Here is an 18396-nt window from a genome sequence, read left to right as displayed (position 1 = left end):
ATAAGATGGAAGATTTAGCAGGGATAATAATTGAAAAAAAATATCAACTCATAGAAACAGTTGGAAAAGGTGGGATGGGAGCAGTTTATTTATCAAAAGATTTAAAACTTAATACGTATTGGGCTATAAAGGTAATAAAAAAGAATAAAGATGGTGGAAATTTACTTGCAGAACCTAATATGTTAAAAATGTTACAACATCCAATGCTTCCAAGAATTACAGATATTAGCGAGTCTGATAAATACTTTTTTATAGTTATGGATTTTGTAGATGGAAGAACTTTAGAGAGTATAGCAAAGGAAACTGGGGCTATAAAAGAAGCAGTTGTAATTGAATGGGCAAAACAAATATGTAATGCACTTGATTACCTACATAATTTAAAGCCCAATCCAATAATATATAGAGATATGAAGCCGGAAAATGTAATGCTTACAAAAGAAGGTAGCATAAAGGTTATAGATTTTGGTATTGCAAGAGAGTTTAAAGTTGATGCAAGTGAAGATACTGATTATCTTGGGACTAGAGGATATGCAGCTCCAGAGCAGTACAGAATAAGTAACAGTCAAACAGATGCAAGAACAGATATATATGGACTTGGGGTTACTATGTACAGGCTTTTGACAGATAAAACTCCAGATGAGCCGCCCTATGAAATTAAGCCAGTAAGAGAGATAAATAAAAAGCTTAGTGAAGGTATAGAACATATAGTGATAAAATCTACAGCACTTGACCCTAGTTTAAGATATAAAAATATTAGAGAGATGCTTTACGATTTAGATAATGTTAAAAATATTGGAATCGAATTTGAAAGAAAAAATAATATTAGAAGAGCTAAAACTTTAATGACTATTGCTGTTATGATACTTTCAATTAATACAATTTCAAGTGGACTTGGAAATTATAGAAATGAATTAAATGAAAAATATGATGATTATATGGAAGCTGGAAGCGAAGAAAAAATAAAAATGGATTTTATAGCATCAATAGAAGAATTTAAAGAAGCACAAAAGTATAAACCAGGTGATGAGGCGAGCTCTTATGAAATAGTGAAGGCATATATATGTAACTGGGAAATTGAAAAAGGAATTATTTATTTAAATAATTTGATAGATACTGATAAAAAGTTTGAGGATGATGAATATTTTAATTATCTTTTTGGAAAATTATCTTTTTTAAATGAGGAATATGAAAAAGCAGTTGAGTATTTTAATAAGGTTGATAATAAAAAGCGAGTAGATGATGACTTTAGTGCATTAAATAGGCTGAGTAATGAACTTAATCAACCACTTAAACCTAATAGTAGCAAAATTATTGTAGATGCAATAACTGAATTTGAAAGATTTATAAAAGAGAATGAGGTAGATAAATTATTAGCAATAAATTTATACTCTGCAATAGCTAATATATATTCAAGTTCTGAAGTTTCTAAAATTGTAGAAGATAGTATAAGTAAAAAAATAGTTATATTAGAAAAGGCTGATGATCTGTTAAATGGCGATTATATAATTGCAGAAAAATTGGCAATAGCTTATAAAGAACAAGCTGAAAAGATAAAAAAAGAGGGCAAACATGGTGTAATTGATATACTCGGAAATGAAAGTAAAAGTAAATATGAAAAATCTTTAGAAAAGTCTTTAGAAAAATATAAAAAATGTATAGAGATACACCCCAAAGTAGATATATACATGAATATAGGTGATATTTACTTAGAACTTGGAATTTATAATGGTGAAATTAAGAATAACAAAGGTGTAAGTGAAAGTTATAAAGAGGCAATTGAGAGTTATGAGAAGGTAATAAGTTTAGAGGGTGAAAGTTATTTAGCTAATTTAAGAATAGTAAATATATATTATAGGCAGGGAAGAATTGATAAAGCAAAAGAAAATTTAGAAAAAGCTGAACAGTGTGTAGGATTTGATAAAAATAATACTGAATATAAAAGATTAAAAAAGAGTTTAAGATAGGTGATGTTTAAATGAGTATAGGGATTTTGAAAATGATAATAGGTACTCTAGGGCTTATTATTTCAGGAATTCTTTGTTATATGTATGTAAAACAAGGGGTTAAAGTTAAAAAAAATAAAATGGATATGAGAAAAGTAAGAAAAAATATGTATATGAAAAATGAAATAAATATATCTAAACAGGAAATGAAAAATTTTAATTATGATACAGATTATTTAGAAGAAATTGTAGCAGGAAGTAAAAATGATACAGATTATTTAGAAGATGATACGGATTTTTTAGATGACTTTTTAAGATAGTATTTTTAAGAAAAAGGTGGGGAGAAGAAACTTGAATATAAAGGAAGATATAAAAAACAATACACTTGAGATTAATGTGAATAAAAAAGAAGTTTTAGCTTATCAAATAGGTATGGTTAATAGAAATGATGCAATAAAAATAATGAAAATAGATAACATAAAAATGAATAGTCAAAATATAATATTATTTGATTTAACGGGTAGAATTTCATTAAAAAAATATCTATTAAGCAAAGAGTTTACTAAGGAGGAGGCATTAGAACTTTTAATTAAGATAATAGATATAGTTTTAGAGTCAGTGAATTATTTATTAAGTGAAAATAATTTTATTATAGATTCAAGATATATATATTATGAATCAGAGAGTACAGATATTAATTTAATTTACATCCCAATTAATGAGGAAGTTAATAGAGATATAAACTTAGAGTTTAGAAAGTTTGTTAAAGATGTAATGGTAGATTTAATTACTTTTTCAGAAATTTATGAAACAGATGGGTTTATAGGTATTTTATTAAATTTAACTAAAGAGAAAAATTTAAGTATAGAAAATTTCAAACAGAGAATAGAAGAACTTTTAAATATGCATCTAGCTAAAACTAAAAAAAGTATAAGTTCAGCAATATATTTAGATTCAGAAAAAATAGAAATAGTTAAGGAGATAGGTGTTACAGAAACTAATAGGGCTAGTGAATATTATAAATATAGTGATAGTTTAGATGAGTCTAGTATTAGCGGTGTAAATAAGGGTGGAAAAGAGAAAAGACATATAGCACTAAATTGGGTTAGGTATGGAATTATTCTAGTGCAGGTATTTGCAATCGGAATAGTGAGTATGTTAATAGTAATGGAAATTGAAACAAAAATGCTAATGTTAAGTTCATGTATCTTAATTTTAGTTGATTTAATCATAGTAAGATTTTTGATGCAACACAAAATGAATCATGATGAGATAAGTATCGCGAAAGAGGAGTCAGAATTTTTGGATAAGCAAAAAAATGATGAAAAAGGTTTTATAAATATAGGGAAAAAAGAAATAGTAAGTCAGAATGTTTATAGAACTGAAATGCTAGAAAAATCAGAACCATATTTTTTACTTATAAATGAAGGAATAACAGAAAGAGTTTATTTAAATAAAAATAATTTTATCATAGGAAGGCTTGGAGGAGAGTGTGACTATGTGATAAATAATAATACAATTGGAAAAAGGCATATAAAAATAACAAAAGTAAATAAATCAATGTATTTAGAGGATTTAAGTTCTAAAAATGGAACTTATATAAATGGGAAAAAGTTAGATGTTGGAAGACTTTATAAATTAGAGGAAAACTTTAAAATTAAAATATCAAATATATTATTAACATACAAAGAGATATAAAGGAGCTTTTATGGAGGGGAACAGATTTGAGGTAGGAGCTTTAAGTGAGGCAGGACTTGTTAAGCCTAATAATGAGGATAATATATTAGTGCAAGTTGGGGAATATAAAAACAATGATTTTGGACTATTTGTTGTATGTGATGGGCTTGGAGGGCTTGCTTATGGAGAGATAGCCTCGGCAATGGTTATAAATAAATTTAGAAAATGGTGGAATGAAAAGGTTGTTAGGATAGTATTAGCAAAGCATGATAGTTCTGTTATAGAGTCATTAAAGCAAGTAGTGTATGAGGCTAATCAAGACATTATAAATTATAGTAATAGAATTAAAAAAAGAATAGGAACAACAGTATCGGCTTTATTAGTATTAAAAGAGAGATATTATATTGTTCATGTAGGGGATTCAAGGATATACAAAATTAGTGGAGGTATAGAACAATTAACAGAAGACCATTCGTATGTAGCAAATGAAGTTAAATGTAAGAGAATGACTATAGAAGAAGCTAGAGTAAGCAATCAGAGTAACTTGTTGTTACAGTGTGTTGGAGTAAAAGAGGATATAAATATATTTTCAAAATGTGGGGAAAGAAGAGAACGAGATATATTTTTAGTCTGTAGTGATGGTTTTTATGGGACACTAAGTAATCGATATATTCAACAAATAATAAATAGATGGAAGTATTCATTACATCGAAAAGATATAAATGAAGTGATGAATAGCATGGTAGATGAAGTTAAAAGAAATAAAGAAAGGGATAATATATCTATAATTCTTACAACTTCAGCTCTTAAACAAAAGAATATGGAAAAGGATACGTCAAGATTATAGTAAAGGAGGATTAATATGGGGAAAATTAATTTAGTGCTACTAAGTGAGGATATATTTTATTTAAATAATTTGAGAAGTTATATATTTAAAAATTATAGTGAAAAGTTTAATATATTTTGTATGAGTAATGAAAATATATTAAAAATTGAGTTAGAAAAGATTAAGAGTGGCATAGTGTTAGTTAGTGAGAGCTTGTATACTGAAAGTTTAAATAGTTTTAAATTTGATCAGATAATTATACTAAGTGAAAAGGAAGAACTAGGTCATAAAGATGGAAATAAAATTTTAAACAAATATATAGCAGCTAATTTACTTTGTGAAAATATAATTAGTATTTATAGTAATAAAGTAAATGAATTTAGTGAAGAGGAAAGTATAAAAGATATAAAGACTAAGGTTTTAAGTGTCTTTTCACCAATAGGAGGAGCTGGGACAAGCAGTATAGCAAGTTCAATAGCGATATTTTTAGCAAAGCTTGGAAAACAGGTTTTATATATAAATTTAGAACGTATAAAGAGTACAGAGTGCTTTTTTGAAAATAGAGAGTATAGTGATATAGCATTTGAGGAAAATGATGAAATACCATTTTTAGCAACAATGCAAAGTGGCTTAAGGAAAGATGAAAAAACAGGTGTGTATTGTTTTGATTATTTTGAGGATAAAATAAAAGAACTTACAGATTTAAAGAAGGTATTAGATTATATAGCAGATACTAAAATGTTTTCAGAAATTATTATAGATGTAGATTCTAATATTAGCGTTTTAAAAAGAGGGATATTAAAATCTTATGATAAGGTTTTAATTCCAATTTTGAATGATAGAGTTGCATGTTTAAAACTTAAGTATTATATAGAACATTACGGAATTGATGGAGATTTGAAGTTTATTTTAAATCAATATAAAAAAGAAAAAATAAATGAAGAAATTTATGAAGCTTTAGGTGAAGTGCAAATTAGTAAGGTTATGTTTGCAAAGGGGCTAGCAGATGGAGTGTATAAAAATATATATGAATCAGTAAAGTTTATGAGTTCTATAAGTGAGATTGTAGATGAGGTTCTTTAAAAGGGTTTTAAATAAAAGTTTTAGGAGGATTTATGAAAAAGATATTTTTAGTTGCAGTTATGGGGATAGCGTTAACAGGGAGTTTTATAGGGTGTGGAGCTAATGAGAAAAAGACAGAGGGAAAAGGAAGTGTAGTAGAAAGAAAGCAAGAAGAGAAAAGTGCATCAGAGGGAACAAAAGAAGCAGATAGTGATGGAAAAGTAGAAGAGGAAAAGTCAGAAAAAGATAGTAAGGTAGAGGATGAAAAAGAGGAAGCAGATAGTACTAAGGTAGATAAAGAGGTAAGACCGGAAATTTCAGAGGTATTAGAAGAAAATAGTGCAAAAACTAAAGATAAGATTACAAAATTATTAGAAGAAAATTCTATAAAATATAGAAATGAAGAAAGTAAGGGGCTTGAAAGAATAATAGCACAAGACCAAGTTTTAAAAGATGGTGATATAAATCATGGTCTTTCTGTAAGTATAAATTATAATACAGGAGTATTTAAGTTTACAGATTTCATAGGTTATGATGAAGAGATTATAAAATCTAAAAAGCCAGTTATGGATTTAAATAGTGGACTTACTAAAAAGTTTATAGATGGTATAGTAGGAGAAAATGTAGATTTTGCTGAATTTAATAAAAAGGTTAATGCACAGATAGAAGATAATTATCCAAAACTTGTTCATGAGGATTTAGAAGAGTTTAAAATTGAAGTAAATGGATTTAGAATTAGTGTAATTCCTAACATGGGTATGTATAAAAAAGGATTAATATTAACTATCGAAAGTGATATATCAGAATAATATTGATAAAATAAAATATGAAAGATAAGGATAAACTATAAGTTGAAATACTATGGATTATTTTTATTTACTTAGAAGTAAGAATAAAGTGACAATTAAGAAAATATAAAGAATTGTATTTTCTAAGTGTTTTAATTTATAATTAGTTTATTAGTAAACTAATTGGAGGGTTGAAACTGTTAAATGAAATATATAAATATCTATAAAAATATATTGTTATAGATATGGTTGTATAGTTAAATTGAGGTGATTATTTATGAAATATTACTCAATAGGAGAATTTGCAACTAAAATAGGAAAAACAGTTCAAACTCTTAGGAATTGGGATAAAAATGGAACATTAAAACCATCACATATAACTGATGCTGGAACAAGGTATTATTCACAAGAGCAACTTAATCACTTCTTAGGTTTAAAATAAGAGGTGCAACTAAATAAAAAGACTGTTGGTTATTGTAGAGTTAGTTCTCATAAACAAAAAGATGATTTAGAAAGGCAAATAGAAAACGTTAAAACGTATATGTTTGCTAAAGGTTATTCTTTTGAGATTGTCACAGATATTGGGAGTAGGATTAACTACAATAAAAAAGGATTAAATCAACTAATAGATATGATTACTAATTCAGAGGTTGATAAAATAGTAGTTCTTTATAAAGATAGATTAATTAGGTTTGGTTATGAACTTATAGAAAATCTATGCAAAAAATATGGAAAAACTATTGAAATTATTGATAATACTGAAAGAACTGGTGAACAGGAATTAGTTGAGGATATGATACAAATAGTTACTGTATTTAGTGCCCGACTTCAAGGTAAAAGAAGTCATAAGGTTAAGAAGATGATTAAGGAGTTGTTAGAAGATGATACTTGCGAAAAAGGTTAGATTATACCCAACAGAAGTTCAAGAGCAAAAGCTATGGCAATCCGTTGGTACTGCAAGATTTATCTATAACTGGACTATTGCAAGACAAGAAGAAAATTATAAAAATGGTGATAAATTTATTTCTGATAACGACCTTAGAAAAGAAATAACAATTATTAAAAAAACTGAACTTACTTGGCTTACGGAAGTTTCAAACAATGTAGCAAAACAGGCAGTTAAAGATGCTTGTGATAGTTATAAAAGATTCTTTAAAAAACAATCTGATAAACCAAGGTTTAAGAGCAGAAGAAAATCTAAAGCATCATTTTATAATGACAATTGCAAGTTAAAAATTAAAGATAATGCAGTCAACTTTGAAAAAGTAGGTTGGGTAAATATTAAACCTTACTCAATTCCTTTAGATGTGAAATATAGTAATCCTCGCATTAGTTTTGATGGGAAGTATTGGTATATTTCAGTAGGACTTGAAAGGGAATTACCAAAAGTAGAACTTACAGATGAAAGCGTAGGAATTGATGTTGGAATAAAGGATTTAGCCATTTGTAGTAATGGTATGGCCTTTAAAAACATCAATAAAACTAAAAAAGTTAAAAGACTTAAAAAGGTCTTAAAAAGAAAGCAAAGAAAAGTTAGTCGTAAATACGAAAATAATAAAATAGAGAAAGGTGGTGAAAACCGTTGTCAATTCAAAAAGACTAGCAATATTATAAAACTTGAAAAGCAGATTAGATTACTTCATAGAAGATTAACTAATATAAGAAATAATCATATTCACCAAGCAACGAATAAGATAGTGAAAATCAAACCATCAAGAATAGTTGTTGAAACGCTTAATATTAAAGGAATGATGAAAAATCGTCATTTATCAAAAGCTATTGCAGAGTAATGTTTATATGATTTTAAAACTAAAATAAAATATAAATGTGAGTTATATGGAATAGAATTTGTAGAAACAGATAAGTGGTTTCCATCATCAAAAACTTGTAGTGCTTGTGGAGCTATTAAGAAAGATTTAAAACTTAAAGACAGAATCTATAAGTGTATCAATGATAAGTGTAATCTTACTATTAATAGGGACTTTAACGCAAGTTTAAATCTTTCAAAATATAAATTAGCATAATATCACCTAAAAGATAAATGCTAATATGTACGATTCGTTGTATCGGAATTTAAGCCTTTGGACTGTCATATAAAATGAAAGTAGCTTTGAATTTATTCATTGTAAAATCAGACAGGATGAATAAGGAATTAAACAAGATTTGTAGATATTTATAGATTTTTGGCAACGGTAATAATGAAAAATTCAAAGCTCAATAAAGAAGAGGGTTATAAGTATATAATTTATTTTAGAAAAGCAAAAAAACTTTATAAAAATTGTGTTGAGAAGGATTTGAAAAAATATAATTTAACTCAAAATGAGATAGAAATAATAATGTATATAAATAGAACTGCAAATCAAAATACAGCTAAAGATTTAGTTGAATATTTAGGGCTATCTAAAGGCATGATTTCTAGAACTATAGATCAATTAATTTCTAAGGAAATTTTACAAATAGAAAAAGATAAAATTGATAAAAGAATTTGTAGGTTAAATATAAACCCAGATTGTACAGGACTTACAAGTGATTTGAAAAAATCACGAACTAAGTTTTTAGCAGCACTTGCAAATAATATAGAAGTAGAAAAATTAGATATATTTGCAAGTGTGTTAGAGGATATGATTGATAATTTAAAGGAACTTGAAAAATAGTGGTTAATTTTATTAAATGTTAAGAAAAGTTTACAAAAGTAATAAAAGTTATATAATAGTATAGTGGATTAAGTTAATTTTTGATGATTTTGGATTGTATAGCTACTAAATTTACATAATAGGGGTATTAATGTATTAAATAGATTCAAATTTCAAAGACTAAGTATAGATTAACTAAGGGGGAAGTTTCTCTTACAAAATAATAAATTTTGGAGGAATATAATGAAATACCTTAAAGTCTTACTTATATTTGTTCCTATAAGTATTATAGGAATGTTTTTAAAGTGGTCACCGACCCTTTTATTTGTGGTTTCAGCTTTAGCAATTATACCACTAGCTGGAATGATTGGAGAAGCAACTGAGGAGCTTACTTTTTATACAGGTGCAAAACTTGGTGGGTTTTTAAATGCCACTTTTGGAAATGCAACTGAACTTATTATTACATTTTTAGCTATTAAAGAAGGTCTTTTTGAGCTTGTAAAAGCTTCAATAGCGGGTTCTATAATAGGGAATTCTCTTTTTGTATTAGGAGCTAGTATGCTTGCGGGTGGACTAAAGTTCAAGATACAAAAGTTTAATAGAAGAACTACTGATACGACAGCTAGTATGCTTTTATTTGCAGTTATAGGACTTTGTATACCAGCTATATTTATGCATACAGTAAAGCCAGCAGAAAGTGCAGGATATGAATATTTAAGTATTATAGTTGCGGTTGTAATGTTTATTATTTATATATTAAGTTTAATTTTCTCATTCTTTACTCATAAAGAAGTTTTTGCTGTTATTCATGAAGATGTTGAAGATGCAGACGAAGATGCAGAACCTGAAACTGCTAAATGGTCACTTGCAAGATGTTTAATAACTCTTGTGGGAGTTACAATATTTGTTGCTCTAATGAGTGAAATTTTAGTAAGTGCTGTAGAACCTATGACTAAGACTATAGGGCTTAGTGAGTTCTTTGTTGGTATTATAATAGTTCCGATAGTTGGGAATGCAGCAGAGCATTCAACAGCAGTTGTTATGGCTCTTAAAAATAAAATGGATGTTGCTGTAGAAATAGCTCTTGGTTCAAGTTTACAAATAATATTACTTGTATTACCACTTGCTTTATTCTTTAGTTTATTCTTTACTCCTATGAGTATAATCTTTAATCCATTTGAACTTGTAGCACTGTTAGCTTCAGTTGTTATTGCTAATAAGGTTGCTAGTGATGGTGAATCTAATTGGCTCGAAGGAACATTACTCATTGGAATTTACATAATACTTGCCCTTGGATTCTTTATATTAAAATAATTATTTTAGACATACCCAATATTGGTATGTCTTTTTTATACTTATAAATAGTAAACTTTAACAAATGCTAAACCTTAACTATAAAAGGAAGATTGATTTTATTTAAATTATCATTAAGGACATTCTTACTAATTTTAAAAAAATGGGAAAGAATAAAATAGAGGTGATTTATATGAAAATATCACATAAAAATAAATATGATAAATTACAAACATTACTTATGTGTTATCCAGTAAATTATGATGTGACTAAAAAAACAGTAAATTTTAATTTAATGTTTCAACAATATAATAATTTTATAAATCTTTTAACTAAAGAAGGTGTGGATTTATATTTTTTAGATCCTATATATGGTGTGAATCAGGTATATACAAGGGATATAGCATTTGTAATTGATGATATACTCTTTATTTCTAAAATGACAAATGAAGCAAGACAAGAAGAGCATAAATCAATAGAAGAATATATAAAAGATAAAGATTTACATAGTTATAAAATGAAAAATAATATAGAGGGTGGAGATGTTATTGTATATAACCAATATGTTTTAGTTGGTATGAGTAAAAGAACCTCTTTAAAAGCTGTAGAAGAGCTTCAGGAGTATTTAAATAAAAGTGGGAAGGAATATAAGGTAATACAAATAAAGTTTGATTGTGATGTTATGCTTCACTTAGATTGTGTGCTTAATATTATAAATAAAGATAGTTGTATTGCATCTAATTTTATTTATGACAAAGATAAGATTGAAAATATCTTCAAAAATTATTATTATATAGATAACAGAACTTCTTTGGAACTTGGAACTAACATTATCTGCTTGGGTAAAAATAAAGTAATTTCTGGAAATAAACAAGTCTGTAAACTATTAGAGGATAAAGGAGTGACTACATTTTATATTAATTATTCTGAAATTATAAAAGGTGGAGGGGCTTTTACATGCACAACTCTACCTATATATAGAAAATAATTTCTTGGGAAATATTAGGGGTTTAAGGCAAGGCAAAACATAAGACTTAATAGGAGGTACAAATGAAGCAATTACAACATAATTCAATTGTAAAAGATGAAGAAAAAATTAGGGAAGTTAAAAGATTGGTGAATAATAGAGAAAAAGAGTTTTTAAATTTCTTTAATCATAATGATCATCATAACGGATTGGCAAAGGAAAATCATGAAAATATACATGAAAATATAGTGGAAAATAAATATATAGTTCTTATAAATCCTAGTACGGATGATGAGGAATTATATAATTGTTTTGCAACTTTAGATGCTGCAAAAGATGCTTATAGAAGAATTAATGAAGAAAACAAAGCAATTGCAACCGGAAATATTACTTATAAAATGATTCTAGGTGTTATTTTTGTAAAGAAGTATGAAATAGAAGCCTTTATAGATATTAAAGAGGTTTAAGAAAAAGATAAAACGCGAAAGAATTTAGTAAATTCTTTCGCGTTTTATTTTTTAGTTAGCTTTTTGACACCAATAGTTACTTGATGAAGCATCAAAAATTATTTTACCACTTGCAAGTTCTACAATTCTACTTGAAATAAGTTTTGCAAAATCCATATCATGAGTTATTATAATTACTCCAATATCTTTTGATAAGTTTTTTATAATATTTGCAACCTCGAGTGTAGTTTTAGGATCAAGTGCAGAGGTTGGTTCATCAAAACATATATAGCATGGATTTAAAATCAAAGCTCTTGCAATAGCAACTCTTTGCTTTTGCCCACCAGAGAGTTCATATGGATAAGAATTTTCTTTTTCTGAAATACCAAGTTTTAAAAGAAGTTTTTTAGCATTTATAATGGCATCTTCTTTTTTTGCTTTGTGAACATATACTGGTGATTCTATTATATTTTCAAGGACTGTCATATGTGGGAATAAGTTAAAGCCCTGAAAGACGAGTCCAATTTTTTTTCTAATATTTAAAAGTTCTTTTGAAGAACAGTATTTATTATCTTTTAAAAGGTAAGTATCCTCAATTTTTATAGTTCCAGAATTGCATTTTTCAAGTCCAGTTAATGAGCGAAGTAGAGTTGTTTTACCAGCTCCAGATTCACCAAGGATACTTAAAATATCGCCCTTAGCTATATTAATATTTATATTTTTTAAAGCAGGAACATTTTTAAAATTTTTATTTAAATTTCTTATTTCTAACATAATAATAGCCCCCTAATTATAATAAGAATATTTTTTTTCAAGTTTATTGAAAATTAATGTAAGGATTGCAATGACGATAAGATAAATAGCCCCAACTAGTAATAAAGGTACAAGTGATGCATCTCTATTACTAGCTATCTTACCAGCACGAAGAAGTTCCCCAAGTCCCACTACATATACAAGTGAAGTGTCTTTTACAAGAGTTATAACTTCATTTGCAATTGCAGGAAATACTTTCTTAATCATTTGTGGCATTACAATTCTTAAAAGTGTGTGTGCTTTAGAAAATCCAAGGATTTCACTTGCTTCTATCTGACCATTATCAACATCAAGTATACCAGCTCTAAATATTTCCCCAAAGTAAGCGGCATAGTTTAGGATAAAGGCAAGTATAGCAGCAGGAAATCTATCTAAATTAATATCAACTAAAGGCAAGCCAAAGAATATGACTACAAGTTGAAGCAGTAAAGGAGTTCCCCTCATTACCCATACATAGATTCCACTGATTGATTTTATTATTTTAATGTGTGATATTCTACAAAGTGCAACACCCATACCAAGAGGTACAGAAAATAGCAATGTAACAATGAACACTTTTAATGTAACTACAAGACCTTCTAACATTTGTGGTAATAGTGAACCTACATAATCCATAACTAAAACTCCCTTAAATTATTATTTAAACCATTTATCTTTTATTTCAGCAAACTGCCCAGATTCTTTCATTTTTGCAAATTCAGAGTTAAGAGCATCTAAAAGTTCAGTATCATCTTTTCTAACACCAACACAGTATTCTTCATTTGCAAGATTATCTTCTAACACTTTATATTTTGAAGAATCTTTTTTTGATATATAATATCTAGCAAGTATTTCATCAGCTACAACGGCATCAACTCTACCAGCTTCTAAATCCATAAAGGCTTCGTTGTAAGTATCAAAAAGTATTGGCTGCCCATCTTTTATTGCAGTAACAATAGTATTATCTTTATTGATAGCATCAAGTGAACTAGATGCTATTTGTGTTGCAATAGTTTTATCTTTTAAATCTGCTTTTGAGTTTATTAGTGAATCACTTAGAGTGATGATAGCTTGTGTATTATTCATATAAGAATCAGTTAAAGCAACCTTTTTAGCTCTCTCTGGTGTGTTAGTATAACCATTCCAAATTGCATCTATTTTGCTGCTGTTAAGTTCAGTTTCTTTCATGTCCCAGTTTATAGGTTGGAACTCAAATTCATATCCAAGGTTTGCAAAAACAGCGGTTGCAAGGTCTACATCAAATCCAGTAAGCTTCCCAGTCTCATCTCTAAATCCCATAGGTACAAAAGTGTCATCAAGTCCTATAACTATTTTTCTTTTATCAGATTTACCATCTGTTGTTTCAGTAGAAGAACCTCCACAAGCTGTAAATAATGAAGTAGTAAGTATCATACTAAGTCCTAAAAGTATTGTTGGTTTAAATTTAAATTTCATTTATATATCCCCCTTAAATTAATAATTTCGCAATTAAAACTCTATCTATTTAACACTTTACTATGTTAAAGCGACGAAGTCAATAAATATTTGTAAAATAAATCCATAAATTTTATTTTGAACATTTATACTAAATAGAATTATATGTATTATAATGGTTAGTATATTACTAAGAGATGAAAAAGGAGACAAAATTTTGAGTTTATACAAAGATATAGATTTTGATAAATTAGAAGAAATAAGATTATTGAGTGAAAATTTATTTGCTCGCGTTTTAAATAGAAATATTGCTAAGGGAAAAAGAGTACATAGTGCTAATAGCGGAACAAAGCTTGATATAGTAAAAAAAAATACAGTTATAGAGTGCGATACAAAAATATTATCAGAGCAAGGGTTTGGAAGATATGATGTAAGCTTTGCTGTTAGAAGGAAAGAAAGAGATTTATTTAGATGTAGTTGCACTTGTATAGATTATAAAAATAATTCATATAGAAATAAAACTTATATGTGTAAGCATATTATCGGGGCTATATTTTGTTTGTTTGATAGCTTAAAGGAAGAAAATTGTTTTAAAGAAGATGAAGCAACGCAGGATATATTCTTAGATATATTTAAAGATAGTTTAGTAAAAAAAGATAGTGCAAATTTAGAAGTATTTATAGGTATCGATAGAAGAAATATAGTTTCAAATTTTGAAGTCAGTTTAAAGATAGGGCATGAAAAATTATATGTTGTAAAAGATATTATTGAGTTTTTTGAAAGTAGAAAAAAAGGGTTAGAATACCCTTTAGGCAAGCAATTTACTTATAATATTAAAAATAAATATTTTACAGAAACTAACGAGAGATTTTTAAATATATTAGAAAATAAGGTGAGTAGTCTTGAAAAACTTAGAATGTCTTATGGTGTTAGAGGAATTAGAACTGTTGGTGTAAAGGGGAAGCTCATAAAGCTACCATTAGAAGCTTTAAGGAGTTTTTTACAAGAAATAGCTTTTATGAAGGTTAATATAACTATAGATGGTCAGATGTATGAAAATACAGAGGTAGTATTAGCAGACTTGCCATTAGAGTTTACTATTAAGTGTGATGAGGATGTTGAAATTATATCAAAACCTTTTGATTCACTTAATGAGGATAATGATGTTTTTTATTATGCTGAAAAACTATATATTCCAAGCTATGAACAAAGAAGTTATTTTTCTAAAATAAATAAGATATTACTTAGAGGCGATTCTATAAAACTTCCAAAGGAGAAGCTAACTACTATTTTTGAAAATGTATTACCTGTTTTAAATTTAATTAGTAAAGAAGTAATACTTGATGAAAAAATCAAAGAAAAAGTAGAAGATGGAGTATTAAAAACCGAGTTCTATGTTGATAGAGAGAGAAAAGTAATTAAGATAGATAATAAAATAATGTATGGTGAGAGTACACTTGGTATTGATAATGGGAAATATATAATTAGAGATTTAGAGAAAGAAAATGAAATATCTAGGGTTTTAAATGAGCTTGGGTTTATACAGTCAAATGCGGTATATAGATTTACTCAAAGTGATGATGAGTTATTTTACTTTATAAATAAAGGAGTAGAAAAATTAAAAAAACTTGGTGAGGTATTCTATTCAGAAAGTTTCAAAAAATATCAAGTTATTTCAAAACCAGCTATGAGTGCAGGGGTGAAAGAGAAGAAAGATTATCTTGATTTTACATTTAAAATTGAAAAGGTAGATAAAAAGAAAATTCCAAAGATATTAGAAGCATTTAAAGAGAAGAAAAAGTTCTTTAAACTTGATGAGGATAGTTTTCTTGATTTATCAGATAGAGAGTTATTTAATTTTATAGCTCTTATAGATAATATAGAGAATGTAAAACTTTCTAGTGGTAAGGATTCTATTAGGGTAAATAAAAATAGAGCATTTTATTTAAATGATTATATTAGTGAAAAAAATCTTAGCTTTATTAAGGGAAAAGAGTTTTTAGATGAAATTTCAACTAAATTTAAAAATATAAAAAGTATGGAGTTTGATGTTCCAAAAGAGCTTTGTGCAGAACTTAGAGATTATCAAGTAGAAGGTTATAAATGGCTTCAGACACTTAGCTACTACGGATTTTCAGGGATACTTGCTGATGAGATGGGGCTTGGAAAAACAATTCAAACTATAACATATATACTTGCAAATAGGGGGAAGAAAAGTTTAGTTGTAACTCCAACAGCACTTATATATAACTGGAAAAATGAGTTTGAAAAGTTCGCACCATGTTTAAATATAGGAATAATTCATGGAAGCAAAAAAGAGAGGGAGAAAGTTTTAAATAATCTGGGTGATTATGATGTTATATTAAGTACATATGGTACTGTGAAAAATGATGTTGAGTCATATAAAGATTTAGAATTTGATATTATGGTGATAGATGAAGCTCAAAATATTAAAAATTCTAATGCAAAGTCATCACTTGCAGTTAAAGCTATAAATGCTAGGCAAAAATTTGCATTAACAGGTACTCCAATAGAAAATAATCTGTTAGAACTTTGGTCAATTTTTGACTATGTTATGCCAGGATATTTATTTAATAAAAGTAAGTTTACAAATAAGTTTGTAAAAGGAAGTAATGAATATGAGGAGCTTAAAAGAGCTATTGAGCCTTTTATTCTAAGAAGAGAAAAATCAGAAGTTGCAAAAGAACTTCCTGATAAAATAGAAAAAAAATTCTTTGTAGAACTTTCAAAAGAGCAGAAAAAACTTTATAGTACGTACGTAAAATCAATTAGAAAAGATATGGAAAATAAAGATAGTAATAATAAAATTGAAGTTTTCTCATATCTTATGAAGCTTAGACAGTTATGTCTTGAACCAAAGATTGTATATAATGACTATAGTGGTGAGAATAGTAAACTTAATATGGCTATGAATCTTGTAGACGGGTATGCTAGTGATGGCCATAAAATACTTTTATTCTCACAGTTTACAGGAGTTTTAGATAGTATAAAAAATGAAATTGAAGCAAAAGGAATAGAGTATTCTTATATAGATGGAAGTGTAGAGGCTAGAAAAAGACTTGAATTAGTTGATCAGTTTAATGAGAGTGATACAAAGAGAGTATTCTTAATTTCATTAAAAGCAGGAGGAACTGGTCTTAATTTAACATCAGCAGATGTTGTAATACATTATGACCCTTGGTGGAACCCAGCAGTAGAAGACCAAGCGACAGACAGAGCACACAGAATAGGGCAGGAAAATAATGTAGAAGTTATAAAGCTTATATCTAAAGGGACTATAGAGGAGAAAATATTAAAGTTACAGGAATCTAAGAAAAATATAATAGAAAAAGTGATGACAGGTAAGCTTGCTAATGCAGGGTTACTATCATCACTTAGTGAAAATGAACTTATTGATTTATTTGAAAGTGACTTTTAATTAAGTATTTTCTTTAATGATTCAATAAGAAGCTTATTTTCATTTGGTTTTAAAATACAAACCCTAAAGTAGAATTCTGAAAGACCATCAAAAGATGCACAATCTCTTATGATTATTTTATCTTTTACTAGTTTTTCATAAAGTTCTCTAGCAGTTAGAGATTTGTTTTTCAAATCACATAAAATAAAATTACCAAAAGTATTAAATACTTTTAAAGAAGAGATAGAGTTAAGTTCTTTTAGAAGATACTCTCTCTCTTTTTTTAGTTTTTTTGAAGTTTCTTCTATATAGTCTTTATCAGTAAACATAATCTCACCCATTAAAGTAGCAAAGATGTTTACATTCCAAAGGTCTAAAGATTTTTCCATAGCAGAAAAGATATTTTTATCAGAAATAAGTCCATAACCAAGTCTAATACCAGGAGTTCCAAAGAATTTAGAAGTTCCTCTTATTACAAATAATTTACTGAATTTATCTATAAGGTCTGTACTTGAGAATTTAGCCATATCTGTAAATTCTATATAAGTTTCATCAACCATTATATAAGTATCAGTTTTTGATAGAAGTTCATCTAAATCCTTTCTATCAAAAGCAAAACCTGTTGGATTATTAGGGTTACAGATAATGATTAAATCATAATTTTTACTATTAATTTTATTTATAAAATCAGTAGTATCTATCTTGAAGTCTAGTTCTTCTTTTGCAAAATACATATCAGTACTACAATTAATTTTATTTAATTCTTTTTCATATTCTGAATATGATGGAGAAAGCAGTAGTGCATTTTTGGGATTTATAGTTTCTATAAATGATGAAATAAGCTCTGTTGCACCACTTCCAAGAAGAATATTCTCTTTACTTGCATTACAATAAGCACTTATACTATTTTTAAGTTTTTTATATTCTGGGTCTGGATATAAAGAAACCATATCTATATTTTCTATTATGTAATCTTTAGCTTTTTTTGATGAACCAAATGGGTTTATATTAGAACTAAAGTCCATAAGTTCATTTTTATTTACTCCATACATTTCACAAAGGTCAAAAATATTTGCACCATGTTTAATACTCATAAAATCACTCCTATATAGTAAAT

General features: G+C 27.5%; 15 protein-coding genes and 2 pseudogenes. 13 read left to right on the top strand and 4 right to left on the bottom strand.

Features of this window, described 5'->3' with window-relative positions; all coding sequences use genetic code 11:
- Window positions 1-5: 5 nt before the first annotated feature.
- The 12 genes and pseudogenes from Q0V24_RS10070 (at window position 6) to Q0V24_RS10015 (ending at window position 11656) form a co-directional block, all read left to right on the top strand.
- A complete protein-coding gene (locus tag Q0V24_RS10070) occupies window positions 6-1964 on the top strand; it encodes a serine/threonine-protein kinase (protein WP_297521036.1) in 1959 nt (652 codons plus the stop codon).
- Between the two features lie 11 nt (window positions 1965-1975).
- Window positions 1976-2263: a hypothetical protein gene (locus Q0V24_RS10065; protein ID WP_297521034.1), complete on the top strand. Its 288-nt coding sequence runs from the start codon at window positions 1976-1978 to the stop codon at window positions 2261-2263.
- Between the two features lie 31 nt (window positions 2264-2294).
- The gene (locus tag Q0V24_RS10060; protein WP_297521032.1) at window positions 2295-3641 is read left to right on the top strand and encodes a DUF6382 domain-containing protein; all 1347 of its coding nucleotides are present in this window, start codon (window positions 2295-2297) and stop codon (window positions 3639-3641) included.
- A 10-nt stretch (window positions 3642-3651) separates the two neighbouring features.
- Complete coding sequence (locus Q0V24_RS10055; protein WP_297521030.1) at window positions 3652-4467, top strand: PP2C family serine/threonine-protein phosphatase; 816 nt, start codon at window positions 3652-3654, stop codon at window positions 4465-4467.
- Window positions 4468-4482: 15 nt separating this feature from the next.
- Window positions 4483-5529, top strand: coding sequence for a division plane positioning ATPase MipZ (locus Q0V24_RS10050; RefSeq protein WP_297521028.1), 1047 nt, complete (start codon window positions 4483-4485; stop codon window positions 5527-5529).
- 32 nt (window positions 5530-5561) lie between these two features.
- The gene (locus Q0V24_RS10045) at window positions 5562-6317 is read left to right on the top strand and encodes a hypothetical protein (RefSeq protein ID WP_297521026.1); all 756 of its coding nucleotides are present in this window, start codon (window positions 5562-5564) and stop codon (window positions 6315-6317) included.
- A gap of 256 nt (window positions 6318-6573) precedes the next feature.
- Window positions 6574-7200, top strand: a pseudogene (locus tag Q0V24_RS10040) (IS607 family transposase).
- Window positions 7178-8320 (top strand): annotated as a pseudogene (locus Q0V24_RS10035) (transposase). The pseudogenes Q0V24_RS10040 and Q0V24_RS10035 overlap by 23 nt, the downstream one beginning before the upstream one ends.
- Before the next feature lie 159 nt (window positions 8321-8479).
- Window positions 8480-8950: a MarR family transcriptional regulator gene (locus Q0V24_RS10030; protein ID WP_297521024.1), complete on the top strand. Its 471-nt coding sequence runs from the start codon at window positions 8480-8482 to the stop codon at window positions 8948-8950.
- Window positions 8951-9172: 222 nt separating this feature from the next.
- On the top strand, window positions 9173-10243 hold the full coding sequence (gene cax, locus Q0V24_RS10025; protein WP_297521022.1) for a calcium/proton exchanger: 1071 nt from the start codon (window positions 9173-9175) through the stop codon (window positions 10241-10243).
- Between the two features lie 172 nt (window positions 10244-10415).
- Entirely contained in the window at window positions 10416-11210 is a 795-nt protein-coding gene (locus tag Q0V24_RS10020) for a dimethylarginine dimethylaminohydrolase family protein (protein WP_297521020.1), read from the top strand.
- Between the two features lie 62 nt (window positions 11211-11272).
- Window positions 11273-11656 carry a hypothetical protein gene (locus Q0V24_RS10015; RefSeq protein WP_297521018.1) on the top strand — a complete coding sequence of 128 codons (384 nt, stop codon included), beginning with the start codon at window positions 11273-11275 and terminating at the stop codon, window positions 11654-11656.
- A 51-nt stretch (window positions 11657-11707) separates the two neighbouring features.
- On the opposite strand, the gene Q0V24_RS10010 is transcribed toward Q0V24_RS10015, so the two are convergent.
- The 3 genes from Q0V24_RS10010 to Q0V24_RS10000 are packed head-to-tail and all read right to left on the bottom strand — an operon-like array spanning window position 11708 to window position 13882.
- Entirely contained in the window at window positions 11708-12409 is a 702-nt protein-coding gene (locus Q0V24_RS10010) for an amino acid ABC transporter ATP-binding protein (protein WP_297521016.1), read from the bottom strand.
- 12 nt (window positions 12410-12421) lie between these two features.
- Window positions 12422-13063 (bottom strand): amino acid ABC transporter permease, encoded by a 642-nt coding sequence (locus tag Q0V24_RS10005; RefSeq protein WP_297521015.1) that lies wholly within the window; start codon window positions 13061-13063, stop codon window positions 12422-12424.
- A gap of 21 nt (window positions 13064-13084) precedes the next feature.
- A complete protein-coding gene (locus tag Q0V24_RS10000; protein WP_297521013.1) occupies window positions 13085-13882 on the bottom strand; it encodes an amino acid ABC transporter substrate-binding protein in 798 nt (265 codons plus the stop codon).
- A 196-nt stretch (window positions 13883-14078) separates the two neighbouring features.
- On the opposite strand from Q0V24_RS10000, the gene Q0V24_RS09995 reads away from it, so the two are divergent.
- Complete coding sequence (locus Q0V24_RS09995) at window positions 14079-17300, top strand: DEAD/DEAH box helicase (RefSeq protein ID WP_297521011.1); 3222 nt, start codon at window positions 14079-14081, stop codon at window positions 17298-17300.
- Here the strand turns inward: Q0V24_RS09995 and Q0V24_RS09990 are convergent.
- Window positions 17297-18373 carry a histidinol-phosphate transaminase gene (locus Q0V24_RS09990; RefSeq protein WP_297521009.1) on the bottom strand — a complete coding sequence of 359 codons (1077 nt, stop codon included), beginning with the start codon at window positions 18371-18373 and terminating at the stop codon, window positions 17297-17299. The genes Q0V24_RS09995 and Q0V24_RS09990 overlap by 4 nt on opposite strands.
- Window positions 18374-18396 lie beyond the last annotated feature (23 nt).

It is taken from the genome of uncultured Clostridium sp., from assembly GCF_947039605.1.
In the GTDB taxonomy this organism is placed as follows: domain Bacteria; phylum Bacillota; class Clostridia; order Clostridiales; family Clostridiaceae; genus Sarcina.
This window is presented reverse-complemented; position numbering and strand designations above follow the sequence as displayed.